This is a genomic window from Chitinimonas koreensis, assembly GCF_014353015.1.
Classification (GTDB): Bacteria; Pseudomonadota; Gammaproteobacteria; order Burkholderiales; family Chitinimonadaceae; genus Chitinimonas; species Chitinimonas koreensis.
On record NZ_CP060704.1, the window covers coordinates 4,747,714 to 4,762,820 of the forward strand.

The following is a 15,107-nucleotide window of genomic DNA, read 5'->3' on the forward strand; positions in this document are numbered from 1 at the left end:
CTTACATGCCGAAAACTCGTTTGTGGCCACCTGGCCAGGCGCCTAGATTTGACGGCCGAAACCACTCGCCGCCGAGGACCCATGCCATGAACGCAATGCTGCTGCGCCTGCCGCCGAACGCCCGCGGCGTGCTGTGGGTCGTGCTCGGCATGTCGCTGTTCACGCTGGTCAACGCGCTGTTCAAGCAGCTCGGCGAGGGCCTGCCGCTGGCCAGCGTGATGTTCCTGCGCGCGCTGGCCATCCTGGCGCTGATCGCGCCGTTCGCGCTGCGCCGCCGCGGCGCCGCGATCCGCACCCGCAAGCCGGGCCTGCACCTGGGCCGCATGCTGTTCACCAGCATCTCGGCCGGCTGCGCGCTGTACGCGCTGACCCGGCTGTCGCTCGGCGAGGTCACCGTCTACGCGCTGACCACCTCGATCTGGATGATCCCGCTCGGCCTGCTCTTCCTCGGCGAGTCGGTAAGGCCCTTGCGCTGGCTCGGCGTGGCGATCGGCTTCGCCGGCGTCTGGCTGGTGGCGCGGCCCGAGCTCGGCGGCTGGAGCTGGGCGCTGGCGGCGGCGCTGGCCGGCGCGCTGGCCGACGGCGGCCTCGGCGTGCTGCTCAAGCGCGGCGCCGGCAGCGAGACGGCGCTGGCGATCCTGTGGTGGACCTACCTGGGCCAGCTGCTGGTGTTCGGCGGCCTGGCCGGCTTCGCACCGCCGGCGCTCGCCCTGGCGCAGGTCCTCGGCGTGCTGCTGATGGCCGCCGCCAGCATCGCCTGCATGCTGTGCTTCGTGCGCGGCTACCGCGTCGCCGAGGCTTCGCTGGCCGAGACCGGCTGCTTCAGCGGCCTGCTGGTCGGGCCGCTGCTGGGCTGGACGATGTTCGGCGAGACGCTGGACGCCCATTTCTGGCTCGGCGCGGCGCTGCTGACCGGCGGCATCCTGGTCGCCCTGTTCGAACCCGATCCGCGCAAGCTGTGGCGCCGCGCGCCCAGGCCGCTGGCCTGCGAGGGCTGACTTCCGCCCGGCCCGCGCAGCACGGATCGAATCGCCCCTTTACTCCTCGACGGATGCAGCAACACCCGTCGCATTCGGGCCGGCACTTGCCGGCCCTCTTCTTTGGCCGGCCGGAGCTTCCGTAGGTCGGGCTTTACGCCCGACCTACGGATGAACCGGGGCTGGGATCACCGCAGGAGCGGCTTCAGCCGCGAATGGCCGGGCAAGCGCGATGGCCATGCGCGGCCGAAGCCCAAGACGGGCCGGCCGCTCCTGCGCGATCCGGCCAAGGATCTCGCCTGACCGCGCCCTACCAGGTCACCCGCCCGCCGCTGTCGTGCACCAGCAGCCATACCGCGTTGGCCGCCACCTCGATCTGGTGCTGGTACAGCGCCTCGCCGGCATCGGGATCGGCGGTGTCGAGCACCCGCAGCCAGCGGCCCGGCCGCAGCGTGAACAGCACCGGGCCGGCCTCGGCGTTGATCAGCAGCAGGCAGCGCTTGCGCACGCCCTCGGGCCCGAGCTCGACCGACAGGCTGAAGGTGGCATGGCCGTCCCACTCGCCCGGCGTCATCGGCCGGCCCTCGGCATTGCGCCAGTCGACGTCGCGCCGCTCGTAGCCGCCGTGCGCCACCGCGCTGAACCAGTCGGCGTGGCGCAGCGCCGGGTAGTGGCGCCGCAGCGCGATCAGCCGGGCGACGAACTCGGCGTGGCGCATGTCGGCCGTGCTCCAGTCGATCCAGCTGATCCGGTTGTCCTGGCAATAGGCATTGTTGTTGCCGAACTGGCTGTGGCCGAGCTCGTCGCCGGCCAGCAGCATCGGCGTGCCCTGGCTGAACAGCAGCGTGGCCAGCAGCGCGCGCTGCATCGAGCCACGGATCGCATTCACGCCCGGGTCGTCGGTCGGCCCCTCGGCGCCGCAGTTCCAGCTGTGGTTGTTGCCGTGGCCGTCGCGGTTGTCCTCGCCGTTGGCCTCGTTGTGCTTGTGGCTGTAGCTGACCAGGTCGCGCAGCGTGAAGCCGTCGTGCGCGGTCAGGAAATTGATGCTGGTCGCCGGCCGCCGGCCGCGCCGCTCGAACAGGTCGCTCGAGGCGGTGAGCCGGCGCGCGTACTCGCCGCGGCTCGGGCCGTGGTGCAGCCAGAAGCTGCGCATGGTGTCGCGGTAACGGTCGTTCCACTCGGCCCAGCCGGGCGGGAAGCCGCCGACCCGGTAGCCGTCGAAGCCGACGTCCCACGGCTCGGCGATCAGCTTGAGCCGGCCCAGCAGCGGATCGGCCTGCACCGCGGCGAAGAAGGCCGACCAGGCCTCGAAGCTGCCGTCGGCGCCGCGCGCCAGGATGGTGGCGAGGTCGAAGCGGAAACCGTCGACATGGCATTCGCCGGCCCAGAAGCGCATCGCGTCGAGCACCAGTTGCAGGCAGCGCGGCTGCGCCAGGTTCAGCGTGTTGCCGGTGCCGGTCCAGTTCTCGCAATGGCCGTTCGGCGTCAGCCGGTAATAGGCGTGATTGTCGAGCCCCCGCAGATTGAGGGTGGGGCCGCCGATGCCGCCCTCGGCGGTGTGGTTGAACACGACGTCGAGCACCACCTCCAGGCCGGCGTGGTGCAACGTGCGCACCATCTCCTGGAATTCGTGGATCGGGTCGCCGCTGGCGGCGTAGCGCGGCTCGACCGCCATCAGCGCCAGCGGGTTGTAGCCCCAGTAGTTGCGCAGTCCGCGCGACAGCAGGTGGCCCTCGTCGCCGATCGCCGCCACCGGCAGCAGCTCGACGGTGGTCACGCCCAGCCACTTGAGCCAGTCGACGCTGGCCGGGTGGGCCAGGCCGGCATAGGTGCCGCGCAGCTCGGCCGGCACGTCCGGGTTGAGCTGGCTGAAGCCCTTGACGTGCAATTCATAGATCACCGTGTCGGCCCAGGGCACCGCCGGCCGGCGGTCGCCGCGCCAGTCGGTCTCGCCGTAGCCGCCGGTACCGGCCGCGTAGACCACCGACTTGACCGCCACCGGCCCGCTGTCGCGCGGGTCGGCCCGGCTCGGGTCGCCCGGCAGGTGGTCGCACAGCACCGCCTCGCCGCCGTAGTCGCCGTGCAGCATGCGCGCGTACGGGTCGCCCAGCAGCTTGGCCGGGTTGTAGCGGTAGCCGCGCTCGGGCGCCCACAGGCCGTGGGCGCGGAAGCCGTAGATCAGCCCCGGCTCGGCGCCCGGCAGGTAGCCGTGCCAGACGCCGGCGTGGTTGCCCGGCAGCGGCAGCCGCGCCAGCTCGCGCTGGCCGCTGGCGTCGAAGATGCACAGGTCGACGCGGTCGGCATTGAGCGCGGCGACCGCGAAATTGACGCCTTCGCCGTCCCAGTGGCTGCCGAGCCGGAACGGATCGCCAGGGACCAGGCCTAGCGCGAGCGCCATGGCGCACTCCCTTCGCATGAATTCATGAGCACCGCAGCCGCCATCAATCGCCCACCCAGACGAACCATTGCGTCGCCAGCGGCGCCAGCGTCAGCTGCAGCGAATGGGCCTGGCCGTGCCAGGGGATCGGCTGGCTGGCGGCGTCGCCGTTGCCGACGTTGCCGCCGCCGTAATGCAGCGAATCGGTGTTCAGCGCCTCGTGCCAGCAGCCGGCCCGCGGCACGCCGAGCCGGTAGCCATGGCGTGTCACCGGCGTGAAGTTGCTGACCGCCAGCAGGTGGCCGCCGCGGCCGTCGTGGCGCAGCCAGGCCAGTACCGACTGCTCGGCGTCGTCGCCGCAGACCCACTCGAAGCCGGCCGCCGCGCAATCGAGCGCATGCAGCGCCGTCTGCTCGCGGTAGAGCCGGTTGAGGTCGCGCACCAGCGCCTGCACGCCGGCATGGCGCGCCTCGCCGAGCAGATGCCAGTCGAGGCTGGCGTCGTGGTTCCACTCGCGCTGCTGGGCGAATTCGCCGCCCATGAACAGCAGTTTCTTGCCCGGATGGGCCCACATATAGCCGTAGTAGGCGCGCAGGTTGGCGAAACGCTGCCAGTCGTCGCCCGGCATGCGCGCCAGCAGCGAGCCCTTGCCGTGCACCACCTCGTCGTGCGACAGCGGCAGCACGTAGTTCTCGGAAAACGCGTAGGACAGCCCGAAGGTCAGCTCGCCGTGGTGATGGCCGCGGTGGATCGGATCGCGCCGCATGTATTGCAGCGTGTCGTGCATCCAGCCCATGTTCCACTTGTAGTGGAAGCCGAGGCCGCCGTGCTCGGGCGGGCGCGACACGCCGGGGAAGGCGGTCGATTCCTCGGCCAGCGTGATGCGGCCCGGCGCCTCGACGCCGACCCAGTGGTTGGTACGCTGCAGGAAGGAAATCGCCTCGAGGTTCTCGCGGCCGCCATGGACGTTCGGCACCCACTCGCCGGCCGGCCGGCTGTAGTCGCGGTAGAGCATCGAGGCCACCGCGTCGACGCGCAGGCCGTCGATGCCGTAGCGCTCGAGCCAGAACAGCGCGTTGGCGGCCAGGAAATTGGCCACCTCGCGCCGGCCCCAGTTATAGATCAGCGTGTTCCAGTCGCGGTGGAAGCCCTCGCGCGGATCGGCGTGCTCGTATAGGTGGGTGCCGTCGAAGCGGCCCAGGCCATGGGCATCCTCGGGGAAGTGGCCGGGCACCCAGTCGAGGATCACGCCGAGCCCGGCCGCGTGCGCGGCGTCGACGAAATCGCGGAAATCCTGCGGCGTGCCGAAGCGCGAGGTCGGCGCATACAGCCCGGTCGGCTGGTAGCCCCAGGAGCCGTCGAACGGATGCTCGCTGACCGGCAGCAGTTCGAGATGGGTGAAGCCGAGGTCGAGCGCATACGGGATCAGCGTCTCGGCCAGCTCGCGCCAGGATAGCCAGCCGTTGCCGTCCTCCGGCTTGCGCCGCCAGGAACCGGGATGCACCTCGTAGATGCTGACCGGCCGGTCGAGCCCGGCCGCCGGACCGGGCCGCGGCGGCGCCGGCAGCGCGGCGACGCGCGAGGCGGTGGCCGGCCGCAGCTCGGCGGCGAAAGCCAGCGGATCGGCCTTGTGCAGCGTGCGGCCGTCCCAGTCGAGCACCGCGTACTTGTAGCGCGCGCCGTCCTCCAGGCCGGGCAGGAACAGCTCCCACACGCCGCATTCGCGCCGCAGCCGCATCGGGTGGGCGGTCTCGTTCCAGTAATTGAAGTCGCCGACCACCGACACGCGCTTGGCGTTCGGCGCCCAGACGGCGAAACGGATGCCTTCGACGCCGTCATGGCTGACCGCCTGCGCGCCGAGCGACTGCCACAGCCGGCGGTGGCTGCCTTCGCCGATCAGCCACAGCTCGTCGGCCTGCAACAGCGGCGGAAAGCGGTAAGGATCGTCGAGATCGAGCTGAGCGGCCTGCCAGGCCACGCGCAGCCGGTAGCGGAACGGTTCGGGCTGCGGCGGCAGCAGGCCGCCGAACAGTCCACGCTCGTCGAGCGCATCGAGCACCCCGAGCGTCGCGCCGGCCAGGTCGATCACCTCGACCCGGCCCGCCTCCGGCAGCCAGGCCCGCACCACCAGGCCCGCCTCGACGCAATGCGGGCCGAGCACCGCGAAAGGATCGGCGTGTTCGCCGCGGCAGATCGCCTCCATCACCCAATGGTCGAGCGTTGCGCCCGTCATGCCTGCTCCCGCTTGTTTGTTCGTATCCGGGCCCATCGTCCCAACCCTAGCATCCTAGACGGTGCCGACCGTGTAGGCACGCCGGCGACGCTACACGCCGGCCAGCGCCGCCACCGACCCGATGCTCGCACGAAAGCGCTTTGGATGCGAACTGCAGCCATCCGGCCGCTGACGATGCCGGTGCGCGCGCCACGGCATGCGACCGAGCGCCGCCGCAAAGGACTGCGCCCCGAGGTCAGGCGGGGGCGCGCGATTGGTGCCCGGCAACCTTGGGCTCGTCCGGGCCTGAGCCACTGCCGGATCCACGTCCAGAGGACGGCAGGCAAGTGGCGCGCAGTCTGCCGGCCGCGTATTGCAGGCGTTTTGCAACGGGCTGACGACAACTTTACTCGGCCCCGCCCATCAACTTTCCGGGCTGGCGGCCGATAAGGTGGGTGGGGCACCCGCCCCGCAAGGAGCCCGCCATGCTGATCCAACTTTTCAGCCAGGCCGATCCCCGCACCGTCGCCGAAGTGGCCGCCCATTACCGGGCGCTCGGCTACGTGGCGGAGACCAAGTGCCGGCGGGGCGTGTGTTACCTCAGGCTGTGGCAGGACAAGCCCGACGACCGCAGCGCGCTGCCACGCGCGCAAGGCGGCGTATAGAACGGGCGGTAAGGGCGAGAAGGCCGGGCGAGTGCCCGGCCTTCCGCTTTCCGCAAGCATGCCGGACATGACATGCCGGGCGTCGAAAAAGAAAGGGGCTACGCCTGGGCGTAACCCCTTTTGAATCTCTGGTGCCGGCAACCGGAATCGAACTGGTGACCTGCTGATTACAAGGCAGCTGCTCTACCAACTGAGCTATACCGGCGAAGGACGCGGATTATAGCAAGGCTTCAACTCTTGCCGAGGTCCTTGGACATGAAAAATGCGTCCGAGAAGAACTCCTCGCTCGGCAGGCCGCGGCCGGTGAAGCTGCCGTGGGCGGCCTCGACCATCACCGGCGCGCCGCAGGCATAGACCTGGTAACCCGACAGATCGGCGAAGTCGTGCAGCACCGCCTCGTGCACGAAGCCGGTGCGGCCGTGCCAGGCATCCTCGGGCAGCGGTTCGCTGAGCACCGGGATGAAGGTGAAGTTCGGATGCTCGGCCTGCCACTGGCTCGGCAGCTCGGGCATGTAGAGGTCGGCCAGCGTGCGGGCGCCCCAGTACAGGATCATTTCGCGCTGGATGCCCTTCTGCCAGGCGTACTCGACGATGCTCTTGATCGGCGCGAAGCCGGTGCCGCTCGAGATGAAGATGATCGGCTTGTCCGATTCCTCGCGCAGGAAGAACGAGCCGAGCGGCCCGGTGAAGCGCAGGATCTCGCGCTCGCGCATTGAGTTGTGCACGTATTCGGAGAAGGCGCCGCCCGGCACCAGCCGCACGTGCAACTGCAGGTAGTCGTCGTTGTGCGGCGGATTGGCCAGCGAGAAGCTGCGCTTCTTGCCGTCCTTGGTGTGGATGTCGATGTACTGGCCGGCCAGGAACTGCAGCCGCTCATTGGTCGGCAGCTTCAGCGCCAGCACCGCCACGTCGTGCGAGACGCGGTCGATCTTCTCGACCCGGCACGGCAGCGTGCGGATCTGGATGTCCTTGGTGGCCAGGATCTCGCGGCATTCGATGGTCACGTCGCCGATCGGCTCGGCGCAGCAGAACAGCGCCATGCCCTGGTTCTGCTCGGTCAGGTTGAGCGCCGAGGTCGAATGCTCGCGCTGCCGCACTTCGCCGGCCAGCACGCGGCCCTTGCAGGCGCCGCAGGCGCCGTTGCGGCAGCCGTAGGGCATGTTGAAACCGGCGCGCAGCGCGGCGTCGAGGATGGTGTCCCCGGCTTCGACGGTGACCTGCTGCTTGCTCGGCTCGATGAAAAGCTGGGACATCGCGATTCCTGCTGGCAGGCACGACGCGGCTAGAATCGCGTCATGCACAAAAGAAGACTGTTGATCGTGGGTTGCGGCGACGTGGTACGCCGGGCCTTGCCCTGGCTGACGCGGCGCTTCCGCGTCCTGGCGCTGTGCCGCGGCGAGGAGCAGGCCGCGTCGCTGCGCGCGCTCGGCGTCGTGCCGATCATCGGCGACCTCGACCGGCCGGCCACGCTGCGGCGCCTGGCCGGGCTGGCCGACCATCTGCTGCACAGCGCGCCGCCGCCGGCCGAAGGCCACGGCGACCCGCGCAGCAGGCGGCTGGCCGCGGCGCTGGCACGGGGCGCGATTCTACCACGCAGGGTTGCCTACATCAGTACGACCGGGGTCTATGGCGATTGTGCCGGCGCACGCTTCGACGAGTCGCGCCCGCCGCGGCCGGAGTCGCCGCGCGCGCTGCGCCGGGTCGCCGCCGAGCAGCTGCTGCGCGACTTCGGCCGGCGCAACCGCTGCCGCGTGGCGATCGTGCGCGCGCCCGGCATCTATGCGCAGGACCGGCTGCCGCTCGAACGCCTGCACAAGGGCACGCCGGCGCTGGCGGCCGGCGACGACGGCTTCAGCAACCACATCCATGCCGACGACCTGGCCATGGCGGCCGCGCTGGCGCTGTGGCGCGGCCGGCCGGGCCGGGTCTACCACGCCTGCGACGACAGCGAATGGACCATGGGCGAGTGGTTCGACCGGGTTGCCGACGCCGCCGGCCTGCCGCGGCCGCCCAGGCTGCCGCGCGACGAGATCGTGCGGCAGGTGTCGCCGGCCTTGTGGTCCTTCATGCGGGAATCGCGCCGGCTGATCAACACGCGGCTCAAGCGGGAATTGCGACTGGGACTGCGTCATCCGACGCCGGAGGGACTGCTGGCGGCTCTGCGCGCGGATCAGTTGCGCAGCAGCTGATGGCGCTCGCGCTCCAGCTGCGCCATGTAGCGCTGGAGCAGATTCTCGGTCTGCCGCGGCAGGTCGACGAAGCGCGCGCCGAGCATCGACTGCACGGTGCCGTCGCGCTTGGTCACCTGGCGCTTGCTGCGGATCTCGAGCGAGACCTCGACCAGGCCGAAGGTGCCGAGGTCGATGCGGCAACCCTGGAACACGTCGAGCTGCTGGATGTCGACCGCGCCCTGCATCCACAGGCCGACGCCGCCGATCGAGATGTCGTGCAGCGGCAACTCGAGGATGCGGCCGTTCGGATGCGGCATGCGGCAGACCAGCGGCCGACCGATCGGCGTCTCGAGCCGGAAGTACTCGCGCCGCTGCAGCTTGATCAGGTCGTCCGGGAAGCGTGCCGAGAAGGCCGGGCGGCCGTCGTAGTCGTCCATGGCCACGCCGCCGGGCAGCACGAACTGGATCTTGACGCCCTCCTGCGCGGCGACGAAGACCACATGGTCGGCGCGCAGGAGGCCGCGGTTGATCGCCTCGGTGCCGCTGACGTCGAACCAGAAGCGCTTCTGCTTGGAATCCGCGTCGAGGATGGTCGACAGGAAGGAATTGCGGCCGTGATCGAAGTAGATCGAGATCAGGTCGTTCTTCTGCGCCAGCGCACGCAGCACGAAGCCGATCTCCATCGGCGTGTACAGCAGGAACTGGCTGACATCCACGCCTTCCGGGATCAGGGCGACCGGGCCCTTGCCTTCAGATGAATGAGTGTTTTCCTGATCCGCCACTGTCGTTCCGGACATTGTTATGAGGGTACCGCGCCCCGTCGCCGTGCGGGCGCATCATGACCCAGCTATCCATCCGCCGCCGCCGATCGCGGACGATCGGCCTCCCCGGCGTTATGCCGCTCAGCCGCGCAGCAACAGGTCGATGTCGTGGGCGAAGACCTTGGCCCCGGCACCGTAATTGACGAAGACGCGCAGTTTACCGGCCTTGTCGAGAATATAGCTCCCGGCACTGTGATCGACCGTGTAATTTTTGTCGTCGCTGCCGGACTTCTGGAACACGATCCGGTAGCGGTCGGCCACCGCCTTGACCTCGGCCGGCGTGCCGGTCAGGCCGAGGAAGGACGGGTCGAAGGCCGGCACGTACTGGGCCAGCAGCGCCTGCGTATCGCGCTCCGGATCGACCGTGACGAACACCACCTGCACCTCGGCGGCGCGCCCGCCGAGCGTCTTCATGGCGGCCGCCAGCTCGCTCATGGTGGTCGGGCAGACATCGGGGCAATGGGTGTAGCCGAAGAACAGCACCACCACCTTGCCCTTGAAATCGGCCAGCGCGTGCGGCTTGCCGTCGTGGCCGGTCAGGCGGAAATCGCCGCCGATGTCGGCGCCGGTGATGTCGGTCGCCTCGAAGGCGGTGGCCGGATCCTTGCTGCAGCCGGCAAGGCCGAGCGCCAGGGCCAGGGTGAACAGGGCGAGCAGTCGTCGCATGGCTTATCCGAGCGGGAAACGCAAGTAGTGGTCGAGCAGCAGCGCGGCGAACAGCAGCGAGAGGTAGAGGATCGAGTAGCGGAAGGTGCTGCGCGCCAGCGCGTCCGAATAGTTGCGCCAGATGCGCCAGGCATAGGCGATGAACACGCCGTCGAGCGCCAGCGCAGCGGCCAGGTAGATCAGGCCGGACATGCCGGTGGCCACCGGCAGCAGGGTCACCGCGGTCAGGATCAGCGTGTAGAGCAGCACGTGCAGGCGGGTGAAGACCTCGCCGTGGGTCACCGGCAGCATGGGCAGGCCGGCGCGCGCATAGTCGTCGCGCCGGTACAGCGCCAGCGCCCAGAAATGCGGCGGGGTCCAGGCGAAGATGATCAGGAACAGGATCATCGCGTCGTGGCTGACCTCGCCGGTCACCGCGGCCCAGCCGAGGATCGGCGGCATGGCGCCCGAGGCGCCGCCGATCACGATGTTCTGCGGCGTGTTGGGCTTGAGCACCACGGTATAGATGATGGCGTAGCCGACGAAGGTCGCCAGCGTCAGCCACATGGTGAGCGGGTTGACCCACTCGTGCAGCAGCGCCAGGCCGACGCCGCCGACCGCCAGCGCAAAGGCCAGCGTCTGGCTGCTGGTCACCTGGCCGCGCGGCAGCGGCCGGGCGCGGGTGCGCGCCATCAGCGCGTCGATGCGCTGCTCGACCAGGCAGTTGATCGCGGCCGCCGCGCCGGCGACCAGCGCGATGCCGACGGTGGCGGCCAGCACCGGCACCAGCGGCGGCAGGCCGGGCACCGCGAGGAACATGCCGATCACCGCGCAGAACACGATCAGCGAGACCACGCGCGGCTTGGCCAGGGCCAGGAATTCGCGCGCACGCGCCTTGAGACCCGGCGCGGGCCGGGTCAGGGTGGTAGCGGACATGGCGTCGTCTCCTACACGCTCGGGTTTCATCTCGTCGCCTCGCCGCGCCTAACGGCGCGACGCCAGCCGGAAATTCAGGATCACCGTCAGGGTCAGCAGCAGCGCCGCGCCGGCGTTGTGCAGCACCGCGATCGGCAGCGGCAGTTGGAGCAGCACGTTGGCGATGCCCAGGCCCACCTGCAGCAGCAGCACCGCCGCGATGGCGAGGGCAAGGCTACGCAAAACGCCTTGTGCATACAAGCGCCAAGCCAGCCAGCCGACATAGCAGAAGGTGACCAGCGCGCCGAGCCGGTGCAGCCAGTGGATCGCGGTCAGATTGGCCATCGTCAGCATCGCGCCGTCGGGTGTCTGGCCGAGCTCGCGCAGCACGTGGAAGGCGTCGCGGAAGTCCATCTGCGGCACCAGCGCCCCTGACAGGTGGGGAAATCGGCGCAGGCCAGCGCGGCGTAGTTGGTGCTGACCCAGCCGCCGAGCACGATCTGGCAGGCCACCACCGCGAGGCCGACGGCGGCGAGCCGGCGCAGGCCGCCGCCGTCGCGGGTCGCCACCGGCCATTCGCGCTGGCGCAGTGCCAGCCAGGTCAGCAACGCCAGCAGCGTCATGCCGCCGATCAGGTGGCCGGTGACGATGGCCGGCTTGAGCAGCATGGTCACGGTCCAGGCGCCGAGCGCGCCCTGGAAGCAGACCACGAAGAAGGTGACGACCGCCAATGCCGGCGACTGGCGCAGCCGCTCGCGCTGCCGCACCGCCAGCACCGACAGGACCAGGACCAGCAGGCCCAGGCCGCTGGCGAAGTAGCGGTGGATCATCTCCTTCCAGGCCTTGGTCAGGCTGACCGGCCCGTGCGGCATGTCGGCATGGGCGGCGCTGATCTCCTCGATCGCGTGGATCGGCGTCGGCTTGCCGTAGCAGCCGGGCCAGTCGGGGCAGCCGAGGCCGGCGTCGGATAGGCGCACGTAGGCGCCGAGCACGATCAGGCAGAAGGTCCAGACGACGGCCAGCAGGGTGAGTTTCTTGAACATGGGATCAGCCGAGGTTCTGGTTGTTCTTCAGGATCTTGCCGAGTTCCTTGATGACCTGGCCCGGCTGGGCGTCGCGCGGGTAGCGCAGCACCTGGTTGCCGAGCGGGTCGATCAGGTAGAAGCCGGTGGCCAGCTCGCCCGGCAGCGGCACCGGCGCCAGCGCGCGGCGCAGCTGGGCGCCGTCGGCGGCGGCCAGCGCGGCGGCGCTCGGCTGGCCGGCGTCGGTCAGCAGCCACAGCCGCTCGATGCGGGGCATCTCCTTGCCCTGGGCGATCCGGTACTGGCGCAGCGCATGCAGCGTGTCCTGGCAAGCGGCCGCGCAACCGGCGCCGTCAGCCATCGCCAACACCCACTTGCCCTTGAATTCGGCCAGGCTGGCCGGCTTGCCGTCGAGCGTCTGCATCGCGAAGGCCGGCACCGGGCCGACCTTCAGCAATTCGCCGTAGGTCATGCCGCCCTGCGGCTTCCAGACGTAGTAGGCCAGGTAGGACGCCAGCACCGGCGCGATGGTGATGGCGATCAGCAGGAACAGCGTGCGGCGGCCGGATTTCTTGTCGGTAGTGCTCATTCGCTTCGACGTTTCCAGTGCAGGAAGATGAATAGGAAGGCTGCCAGCGCCGCGAACAGGAACCATTGGCCGGCGTAGGCGTAGTGCTTCTCGATGCCGAGGCCGGGCGCCGGCCAGTCGCGCGCGAGCGGATCCGCGCCGTCGAGCTGCCAGGCCAGCGCGGCCACCAACGGCGCCTGCGTCCTGGCGCGGTAGCGCGTCCAGTCGAGGTTCTGCCAGACCGCGCCGGCGGCGGTGTCGCCGGCCAGCTCGACGTAGTGCTGCGCCGGCGGCTCGAACCGCACGGTCAGCACCTGCTCGCCGGCCGGCAGCGGCGCCTGGGGCACGACGCCGGGCCGCTTGAGCAGCCAGCCGCGGTTGACCAGCAGCCAGCGGCCATCCGCCAGTTGCAGCGGCGCCAGTACGTGAAAACCGGCCTGGCCGGCGCGCACGCGGTTGTCGAGGAAGATCTGCCCCTCGGGCCGCCATACGCCGCGCACGCTGAAGCGGCGCTGCCAGGCCGTCTCGCCGAGCTCGCCCTGCCACGGCGCCACGGGCTTGAGCGCCTGCGCCGCGCGCAGTTCGGCCAGCTCGGCCTTGTGCAGGCCGCGGCCGAGCTGCCAGAAACCGAGGCGCACGGTCAGCGCCACGAACAGCACGGTGGCGATCAGGACGATCAGGCGGGGACGGCGGAAGGACATGAAGCGATTTGGCGGGAGGCGGGGACGGCGACTACACTCGGCCATCGCCTTCGTGTGACATCGCCATGAAAATCGTCGTCGTATTGCTGATCGTCTGCATCCTGCTTGCCATGGGCAGCGCGCTGTTCACGCTGATCCGCCACAAGGGCGCCTCGGAGCGCACGGTGCGCGCGCTGACCCTGCGCGTCGCGCTGTCGATCGGGCTGTTCCTGCTGCTGATGCTGGCCTGGAAGCTCGGCTGGACCCAGCCGCATCCGGTCGGCTGACCGGCCCGTTGCGGCAACAAAAAGGGTGCGGCATCCGCCGCACCCTTTTTTCATACGGGCTTACAGCCAGTAGACGAAGACGAACAGGATCAGCCAGACCACGTCGACGAAGTGCCAGTACCAGGCCGCGGCTTCGAAGGCGAAGTGATGCTCGGCGGTGAAATGGCCCTTGAGCGAGCGGAAATACATGACCGCCAGCATCAGCGCGCCGATGAACACGTGCATGCCGTGGAAGCCGGTCATCATGTAGAAGGTCGCGCCGTAGACGCCGGAAGCGAGCGTCAGGCCCATATGGCCCCAGGCATGCGCATATTCGTAGCCCTGCAGGCAGAGGAACAGCGCGCCGAGCAGCACGGTGACCAGGAGGCCGAGCTTGAGCTGGCCGCGGTTGTTCTTCATCAGGCCCCAGTGCGCCCAGGTCAGCGTCACGCCCGAGGTCAGCAGGATCAGGGTGTTCCAGGCCGGCAAGCCGAAGGCGGCCATCACTTCGTAGGGTGCGGTGCCGTTGGGCGCCACCGAAGTCGGCCACATCGCCTTGAAGTCGGGCCACAGGAGCTTGTGCTGCATGTCGCCGAGCTCGGGGACCGAGATGGTGCGCAGGTAGAACAGCGTGCCGAAGAAGGCGGCGAAGAACATCACCTCGGAGAAGATGAACCAGCCCATGCCCCAGCGGAACGACAGGTCGACGCGCTTGGAGTAGACGCCCTTCTCCGATTCGCCGATCACGTCGCCAAACCAGCCGAACAGCATGTAGAGCAGGATGGCGAAGCCGACCGCCAGCGAAGCCCAGCCGATGTCGACCGAATTCACCGACAGCGCAGCGCCGAGGCCGATGAAGAACAGCGCGAAGGAACCGACCAGCGGCCACTTCGATGGCGCCGGTACGTAGTAGTCGGGTTGATGCGTTGCCATATTGTCTACTCCCTTGATGGGGTCCTCGTTTATATGGAACGGCCTCGCGGCCGGTATTTCCTGTTTCTTGCCGCGGCCTTGCCGCCGCGGGCGTGCCTCAATGCGGCACGATATTCCTGACCAGCAGCACCAGGATGGCGATGAACACCGCCACGCAGATCAGCGCGGCCAGGATGATCTGCACCGGATGCAGCTTCTGCATGTCGCTCTTCGAATCCTTGCCTCGCCGGATGCCGATGAAGGCCGACAGCACCGTCGCGACGGCGCGGAACGGGTTCAGGCTGGGCTTGTCGGATTGCGGTTCGCTCATGATTGTCCCGGCGCCGGCTTGGCCGTGCCCTCCACTTCGAAGAAGCTGTACGACAGCGTGATGGTGTGGACGTCGGCCGGCAGCTTCGGGTCGATCACGAACACCACGGGCATGCGCCGCTTCTCGCCGGGCTGGAAGGTCTGCTGCTTGAAGCAGAAGCATTCGAGCTTGTTGAAGTAGTCCGCCGCGCGGCTCGGGCCGTAGCTGGGCACCGCCTGGCCGACGATGGCGCGGTCCGAACGGCTTTCGACGTCGTAGACCACCTGCACCAGCTGGCCCGGATGCACCGCGAGCTGGGTCTTCTCCGGCGTGAAGCTCCACGGCAGTTCGCTGCGGATGTTCGCATCGAACTGCACCGTCACCGTGCGCGCCTGGTCGACCTGGGTGTTCTTCACCTCGGCCGGTTTGATCAGGTCGTTGATGCCGCTGACCTGGCAGAACTTCTGATAGAAGGGCACCAGCGCGAAGCCGAAGCCGAACATGCCGACCGCGATGACCAGCAGCTTGCCCAGCAGCCGGCGGTTGTCCGCTTGCGCGACCGCCAT

General features: G+C 69.2%; 17 protein-coding genes and 1 tRNA gene. 4 read left to right on the forward strand and 14 right to left on the reverse strand.

Going from position 1 to position 15,107, the window contains the following annotated elements:
* Positions 1–86: 86 nt before the first annotated feature.
* Positions 87–998, forward strand: a complete 912-nt coding sequence (locus tag H9L41_RS20040; protein ID WP_169730142.1) for a DMT family transporter — start codon at positions 87–89, stop codon at positions 996–998.
* Positions 999–1,287: 289 nt separating this feature from the next.
* Here H9L41_RS20040 and glgX read toward each other — a convergent pair whose 3' ends face one another.
* On the reverse strand, positions 1,288–3,375 hold the full coding sequence (gene glgX / locus H9L41_RS20045) for a glycogen debranching protein GlgX (RefSeq protein ID WP_034606079.1): 2,088 nt from the start codon (positions 3,373–3,375) through the stop codon (positions 1,288–1,290).
* 43 nt (positions 3,376–3,418) lie between these two features.
* Complete coding sequence (gene glgB / locus H9L41_RS20050) at positions 3,419–5,587, reverse strand: 1,4-alpha-glucan branching protein GlgB (RefSeq protein WP_028444912.1); 2,169 nt, start codon at positions 5,585–5,587, stop codon at positions 3,419–3,421.
* A 464-nt stretch (positions 5,588–6,051) separates the two neighbouring features.
* On the opposite strand from glgB, the gene H9L41_RS20055 reads away from it, so the two are divergent.
* Positions 6,052–6,231: a hypothetical protein gene (locus H9L41_RS20055; RefSeq protein WP_028444911.1), complete on the forward strand. Its 180-nt coding sequence runs from the start codon at positions 6,052–6,054 to the stop codon at positions 6,229–6,231.
* A 129-nt stretch (positions 6,232–6,360) separates the two neighbouring features.
* Here H9L41_RS20055 and H9L41_RS20060 read toward each other — a convergent pair.
* Both H9L41_RS20060 and H9L41_RS20065 read right to left on the reverse strand, forming a co-directional pair.
* Positions 6,361–6,436 (reverse strand) — tRNA-Thr (locus H9L41_RS20060).
* A 25-nt stretch (positions 6,437–6,461) separates the two neighbouring features.
* Positions 6,462–7,484, reverse strand: a complete 1,023-nt coding sequence (locus tag H9L41_RS20065) for a CDP-6-deoxy-delta-3,4-glucoseen reductase (RefSeq protein ID WP_028444910.1) — start codon at positions 7,482–7,484, stop codon at positions 6,462–6,464.
* 42 nt (positions 7,485–7,526) lie between these two features.
* Between H9L41_RS20065 and H9L41_RS20070 the strand changes: the two genes are divergently transcribed.
* Positions 7,527–8,420 carry an NAD-dependent epimerase/dehydratase family protein gene (locus tag H9L41_RS20070; protein ID WP_028444909.1) on the forward strand — a complete coding sequence of 298 codons (894 nt, stop codon included), beginning with the start codon at positions 7,527–7,529 and terminating at the stop codon, positions 8,418–8,420.
* Here the strand turns inward: H9L41_RS20070 and H9L41_RS20075 are convergent.
* From H9L41_RS20075 to H9L41_RS20100, 7 genes are all read right to left on the reverse strand, one after another.
* Positions 8,402–9,118 carry a flagellar brake protein gene (locus H9L41_RS20075; RefSeq protein ID WP_051318731.1) on the reverse strand — a complete coding sequence of 239 codons (717 nt, stop codon included), beginning with the start codon at positions 9,116–9,118 and terminating at the stop codon, positions 8,402–8,404. The two genes, H9L41_RS20070 and H9L41_RS20075, sit on opposite strands and share 19 nt — an antisense overlap.
* Positions 9,119–9,304: 186 nt before the next feature.
* Positions 9,305–9,889 (reverse strand): SCO family protein, encoded by a 585-nt coding sequence (locus H9L41_RS20080; RefSeq protein ID WP_028444908.1) that lies wholly within the window; start codon positions 9,887–9,889, stop codon positions 9,305–9,307.
* 3 nt (positions 9,890–9,892) lie between these two features.
* Positions 9,893–10,804 (reverse strand): heme o synthase, encoded by a 912-nt coding sequence (gene cyoE, locus H9L41_RS20085; RefSeq protein ID WP_034606077.1) that lies wholly within the window; start codon positions 10,802–10,804, stop codon positions 9,893–9,895.
* A 48-nt stretch (positions 10,805–10,852) separates the two neighbouring features.
* The gene (locus H9L41_RS25185) at positions 10,853–11,197 is read right to left on the reverse strand and encodes a COX15/CtaA family protein (protein WP_265583854.1); all 345 of its coding nucleotides are present in this window, start codon (positions 11,195–11,197) and stop codon (positions 10,853–10,855) included.
* Positions 11,131–11,826: a COX15/CtaA family protein gene (locus H9L41_RS20090; RefSeq protein ID WP_265583855.1), complete on the reverse strand. Its 696-nt coding sequence runs from the start codon at positions 11,824–11,826 to the stop codon at positions 11,131–11,133. Before H9L41_RS20090 ends, H9L41_RS25185 begins: the two co-directional genes overlap by 67 nt.
* A gap of 4 nt (positions 11,827–11,830) precedes the next feature.
* Positions 11,831–12,394 (reverse strand): redox-active disulfide-containing membrane protein, encoded by a 564-nt coding sequence (locus H9L41_RS20095; protein ID WP_028444905.1) that lies wholly within the window; start codon positions 12,392–12,394, stop codon positions 11,831–11,833.
* Entirely contained in the window at positions 12,391–13,074 is a 684-nt protein-coding gene (locus tag H9L41_RS20100) for an SURF1 family protein (protein WP_028444904.1), read from the reverse strand. Before H9L41_RS20100 ends, H9L41_RS20095 begins: the two co-directional genes overlap by 4 nt.
* Before the next feature lie 65 nt (positions 13,075–13,139).
* Between H9L41_RS20100 and H9L41_RS20105 the strand changes: the two genes are divergently transcribed.
* Positions 13,140–13,340, forward strand: a complete 201-nt coding sequence (locus H9L41_RS20105; RefSeq protein WP_028444903.1) for a twin transmembrane helix small protein — start codon at positions 13,140–13,142, stop codon at positions 13,338–13,340.
* Between the two features lie 60 nt (positions 13,341–13,400).
* Here H9L41_RS20105 and H9L41_RS20110 read toward each other — a convergent pair whose 3' ends face one another.
* The 3 genes from H9L41_RS20110 to H9L41_RS20120 all read right to left on the reverse strand — a co-directional run bounded on the left by H9L41_RS20110 (position 13,401) and on the right by H9L41_RS20120 (position 15,107).
* A complete protein-coding gene (locus tag H9L41_RS20110) occupies positions 13,401–14,252 on the reverse strand; it encodes a cytochrome c oxidase subunit 3 (RefSeq protein WP_028444902.1) in 852 nt (283 codons plus the stop codon).
* Between the two features lie 97 nt (positions 14,253–14,349).
* Positions 14,350–14,562: a DUF2970 domain-containing protein gene (locus tag H9L41_RS20115; protein WP_028444901.1), complete on the reverse strand. Its 213-nt coding sequence runs from the start codon at positions 14,560–14,562 to the stop codon at positions 14,350–14,352.
* A complete protein-coding gene (locus tag H9L41_RS20120; RefSeq protein WP_028444900.1) occupies positions 14,559–15,107 on the reverse strand; it encodes a cytochrome c oxidase assembly protein in 549 nt (182 codons plus the stop codon). The genes H9L41_RS20115 and H9L41_RS20120 overlap by 4 nt, the downstream gene beginning before the upstream one ends.

What these genes read in the sequence shown, in the direction of transcription:
- H9L41_RS20120 (WP_028444900.1), bottom strand. Translation starts at nt 15,107, where the DNA reads ATGGCGGTCGCGCAAGCGGACAACCGCCGGCTGCTGGGCAAGCTGCTG.
- H9L41_RS20040 (WP_169730142.1), top strand. Translation starts at nt 87, where the DNA reads ATGAACGCAATGCTGCTGCGCCTGCCGCCGAACGCCCGCGGCGTGCTG.
- H9L41_RS25185 (WP_265583854.1), bottom strand. Translation starts at nt 11,197, where the DNA reads ATGGACTTCCGCGACGCCTTCCACGTGCTGCGCGAGCTCGGCCAGACA.
- H9L41_RS20105 (WP_028444903.1), top strand. Translation starts at nt 13,140, where the DNA reads ATGAAAATCGTCGTCGTATTGCTGATCGTCTGCATCCTGCTTGCCATG.
- H9L41_RS20095 (WP_028444905.1), bottom strand. Translation starts at nt 12,394, where the DNA reads ATGAGCACTACCGACAAGAAATCCGGCCGCCGCACGCTGTTCCTGCTG.
- H9L41_RS20090 (WP_265583855.1), bottom strand. Translation starts at nt 11,826, where the DNA reads ATGTTCAAGAAACTCACCCTGCTGGCCGTCGTCTGGACCTTCTGCCTG.
- glgB (WP_028444912.1), bottom strand. Translation starts at nt 5,587, where the DNA reads ATGACGGGCGCAACGCTCGACCATTGGGTGATGGAGGCGATCTGCCGC.
- H9L41_RS20055 (WP_028444911.1), top strand. Translation starts at nt 6,052, where the DNA reads ATGCTGATCCAACTTTTCAGCCAGGCCGATCCCCGCACCGTCGCCGAA.
- cyoE (WP_034606077.1), bottom strand. Translation starts at nt 10,804, where the DNA reads ATGTCCGCTACCACCCTGACCCGGCCCGCGCCGGGTCTCAAGGCGCGT.
- glgX (WP_034606079.1), bottom strand. Translation starts at nt 3,375, where the DNA reads ATGGCGCTCGCGCTAGGCCTGGTCCCTGGCGATCCGTTCCGGCTCGGC.
- H9L41_RS20100 (WP_028444904.1), bottom strand. Translation starts at nt 13,074, where the DNA reads ATGTCCTTCCGCCGTCCCCGCCTGATCGTCCTGATCGCCACCGTGCTG.
- H9L41_RS20080 (WP_028444908.1), bottom strand. Translation starts at nt 9,889, where the DNA reads ATGCGACGACTGCTCGCCCTGTTCACCCTGGCCCTGGCGCTCGGCCTT.
- H9L41_RS20115 (WP_028444901.1), bottom strand. Translation starts at nt 14,562, where the DNA reads ATGAGCGAACCGCAATCCGACAAGCCCAGCCTGAACCCGTTCCGCGCC.
- H9L41_RS20110 (WP_028444902.1), bottom strand. Translation starts at nt 14,252, where the DNA reads ATGGCAACGCATCAACCCGACTACTACGTACCGGCGCCATCGAAGTGG.
- H9L41_RS20065 (WP_028444910.1), bottom strand. Translation starts at nt 7,484, where the DNA reads ATGTCCCAGCTTTTCATCGAGCCGAGCAAGCAGCAGGTCACCGTCGAA.
- H9L41_RS20070 (WP_028444909.1), top strand. Translation starts at nt 7,527, where the DNA reads ATGCACAAAAGAAGACTGTTGATCGTGGGTTGCGGCGACGTGGTACGC.